This is a genomic window from Novipirellula sp. (genome assembly GCF_041583735.1).
GTDB lineage: Bacteria > Planctomycetota > Planctomycetia > Pirellulales > Pirellulaceae > Novipirellula.
In genome coordinates, this window is sequence record NZ_JBFHFD010000722.1 from 1 (window position 1) to 4,215 (window position 4,215).

General features: G+C 55.1%; 1 protein-coding gene and 1 pseudogene. Both read right to left on the reverse strand.

The window, feature by feature from the left end; genetic code table 11:
* Positions 1-3,486, reverse strand: a pseudogene (locus ABX962_RS31605) (hypothetical protein); the annotation flags it as partial.
* A gap of 225 nt (positions 3,487-3,711) precedes the next feature.
* Positions 3,712-4,215 (reverse strand): YfbK domain-containing protein (locus ABX962_RS31610; protein WP_372725579.1); only part of this gene is annotated, 504 nt, incomplete at its 5' end.

Below are 4,215 nucleotides of genomic sequence, written 5' to 3' on the forward strand. Positions count from 1 at the left end.
CATTCGAACTCTGGCATCGCTAATCATGAAAGACCAAGCTAACGCGGCCACGCCACACAACAATGCAACCAGACCGGTCCACGAAAGATCGACCCGCCAAAGTGGCGTGTTTTGCACGTGCAGCTGAATGCTTTCCCCCGCCGACAAAATCGGCAGACTCAGTTGCAATGGAACCGACGATCCTATCTGCGAGAATGCGAAGCTAGCCGTTGCGACGGATACGACAATGGCGATAGCCAAGCTGACCAGCCCCAACGCAGGCCAAGCGGCCGACTTACCACACGCCCAGATTCCAATGACAGTGAACAAACCGATCACGATCAAATGGACTACTCCGTGCTTGGCCACCCAATTGAAACCGGACGCTCGGGTCACCGGTTCCGCAGCCGTAACGGTTCCGCCGTCGGGTACAAGGACGTGTTTCTCATCACCAACGATATTCCATTGTGTCTTCAGTACTGGTGCAAACACGATCGGCAGCATCAGCACGGGATTGGATTCGTCGACGGTCGGTTTGCCCAAGCTAAGTCGGACCTCGATCGGAAGGTTAGGATTGATTCCACCGGGCAGTGGAATCAAGGTGGCCTCATCCGCTTGTCGCGCAGTCGCAACCTGGCCATTGACGGACACTTTCCAAAGACGGACTGGATCGCCGGGCAGCTTGACTTTCAACGTGCGTTGCCCACGTGATTTGACATAGTACAGTACGTCGGTCACCAGTTCGCCGTCCTGCGAAACACGACTGTTGACCTCCGAAAACTCCACCACCTGAGTCAATGTGGTGCCAGGTTGGAACCAGTCGACTTGCAGTTTCAAGTCAAACGGCCGTTCGGTGTACTGCCAAGTTCCCAGCGGCGGCGCGGTGCTAAGCAGACGGAACTCGGCGGGTAACTCCAACGGATCAAGTTTCAGCATATCGTCGGAAAGCGAGACCGTATTGATTTCAACCTGCATTGGGCTGACGACTTGGATGTAACCCCGTTCGCCTTGAACGCCCAATGGAGCAATCTGTCCGGCTTGGAACGATCGATTGTTTTCGTCCGGCTTTTCTTCAAACGTTACCAACAATGTGTACGCCCCCATCACGGGCTGGTGAAGAGAAACGATCAAAGTGTCGTCCTCCCTACGCCATGTTCGGACGTCTTGGCCGTCGACCATCACGTTGCCCAGCGCCGCGGGCACTGCAATTTTCCATTCGGATACCGGAGCACCAGTGACGAAGTAATTGACTAGCGCGCTGCCATACACCGTTTCCTGGCTGAGCGAGTAAAGATGAAACACATCGGACTGGACACTCTGTTCCAACAACTCGATTCGCATACTTGCCGACCATCCAGGCTCGCGGATGCGAAAGGCTTGCTGAAGCCCCGCGGCAGGTTTGGGAAAGTAGGACAACGGCTTTTCCACCAGCAGATCGGCCTGATCCACGGCGATGCGAAAGCCAGGCCCGCCAATGATTCCGATGTCGCCGCGAACCGCTTTCGCGCCGGGGTATTCGATCCCCGGCAAATCCCAATTTCCAGCGGTTGCGGCTTCACTTTTTTCGAGATGTAACGTCACGAGCTGGCGTCCCGCGACGTCTTGATCAAACATGACTTTCAAGTTACGACGACCATCCGCGATTTCTGTTGCTGCGATGTAGTCCGCAACGCTAGCGCCGGTCACCGAAACGATGGAATAATCGGCCGGAATTCCAAAGTCCCACTCGCGAATCGGCGCTTCGCGAACGTCCAACTCAATATCAGCCTTGATCACACGGTCGGCTTCGGTCAATTGATACAGCACCAGTTGCGAGATGCTGACCTCGGGTTGGATCCGATCCGCAGCAATCATGAAGTCGTGGTCCGCCGAGGGAAAACGGTAAACAAAAACCTGTCGTGCCTCGGTTGGCTCACTGGGAAATTGCTCCGGTGCCAACTGAGTCAATCCGCTCAGCCCGATCGGTTCCAGACGCACCGACCCCGAATTGGAAAGACGCAGAAAACCGGAGTGCCGGATCGCTCCTGTCGGATTCAGTCGCAGCCCTTCGACACGCACGGGAAACGCGTCAAGCGGCGTTTGGCTGCGTACCTTAATCTGGCTCGCCCCCGTCATCGGTTGGCTCAGAGTGATGTCCAGCTGACGATCATCGGCTTTACCGCTCACTTTCCACCCGACGACTTTATCGCCTTGGACGTCGAGTATTTCTCCTGGCCCCCGCATCTGGATGCTCAAGGCTTTCAGCTCTCCCTGAAGCACTTGGTAATCGATTTGATGATCCTGACGCAGTAGTCCCACGCCAACTTTTGCTTCGACATGCCCCGTGGTGGTGAAAAACAGCTTTCCATCACCAGCTTTGCGGGCTGTTTTCCATTGCAACCGAGCGTGACCATTTGCAGGTAAGAATCCCAACCAATCGTCTTTGTCTGGCAGTGGCACGACGGACTGTTGATCACGGCTAAATTCGAGATCCGAGTCGAGTCCGCTGAGTGTTATGGGAACAACGGCGCTGGCAGCGATCGTAAAATCGATGCGATGTCCATTGCTGTCGGGCGAAACCAACGTGGCGACAAAGTTCAGTGTCACTGGATAGGTACCCGCTTTGTCAAACACAAGCTTGTAGACGGGTTGTTCATTGTCATTGGAAAGACGCAGTCGATAGTTCGAATCAGCAGGCACTTCGCTGACCGCCGCATCGCCCGAAAGGACTGTAATTTCCCCGTTGTCCTCAGACACGACGGCGGTGCTGCGAAGCTGAAAGTCAACCGACTTGCCGTTGGCATGTACTGTCCCTTTTAAAGTGGTGTCGATCAGTTCCACCGGTGCAGGTGAGACACCGCTACGATTGAGCGAAAGTTTCAGTTGCCCACCGGTCGTGGTTTGAAATCGGTCAGTGCCACCATCGCTATCGAGCGGTGCAAATCCAGTGGCCTCCGTGACGGTTCCCTCCACTGCCGCGTCGTACTCGATGCGGATCGTCGAGTTAAAGCCAACGGATTCACCGGGGGTGAGGTGTGTCAGGTTAATTTCGCTGGGAAGTTCCAATTTTGCTTGCGTCGAACGAATGGAGATTACCGCTTTTGCATTGGTAACATCTTCTTCCAGATGCAGATCAAGGAATCGCTCGGAGCCAACTTGGCGTACGGACCACGACTCGGCGCTATCGCCAGCGACTGCAGTCACCTGTCCCTCGCCGCGTAGTCCAAAACTCAATCGCTTCGCAGCCCCCTGAATCACTTTGATCGTCAATTGAATCTCTTGCTCGATGTGGTCCGTTCGCACCTGTACGGTGGCGTCCGCCGTGGCGGTATAGAACAGCGTCGGCTCTGGTAGTTGTCCGCGAGCTTCGACAACGATCGTCCCGGTACCGTCACGACCAATCGAACTGTTGATGCTGGCTTGATCCTTGTCCTCCTGAGCGACACAGGGAAGATTCAACATGCTCGCAAAGCAAGCAAGTCCTAGCAGAACAATGGGTCTGACGTGCAGCAAGGTTGTCGTATTCATAAGAGGATGCTTCTTGAAGTGCATTGGTTTCGACTGTTCTTCGCGTCTACGTTGGTGATGGAAGTTCATTCGACTGTCCTAGCTTTTTGTTTTCCCTGTAATTGTGAGTCGACGGCGTTAGCCGCGGGCCTCTTTTTGCCGCCGTTTTGCCCAGCGGCGGCCCGACACTAGCGCGTTCGGCTCACAAAATGGGACAGTCGAATTAACGACAATGACTGGCGCGGTTTACTCTCCGCTCACTTGCCGGGCCTGCTGAATCATCAATTGCAACTGAGCGACTCGATCGGAATTGCGATCTTGCTCGGGCAATCCGGCAATCAGATTGGACAACGTCTGCAGATCAACCATTTCCCCCAACACTTCGCCACGGAGCTTTGCCGCGAACAAGGCGGCGGAGGCAGCGAGACGCAGTGACGCGGTGGATTGCTCCAGACGTGGAGCGTTGGGTTCGTACGGAATGGGCCAACGGTTTTCGATCATTTGTCCCGTTGATAGATCGCGAAATCGCACCGATACGGAACCGACATCGCCTTCCCCATCGGGCTTTGCTTCGAATTGATACAACGCCACGCCGGCTTCCGCCGCCGCCATTTCGGCCGCGTCGACGTTGTCGTTGCGGAAGTCTTCTTGTTTAAGACGATGTTTTTCGAAGCCCAGCAACTTGTAGCGGCCCACTCGTTTTGGATTGAACTCGACTTGCACTTTTACGTTCTTTGCCGAAGGACGCAG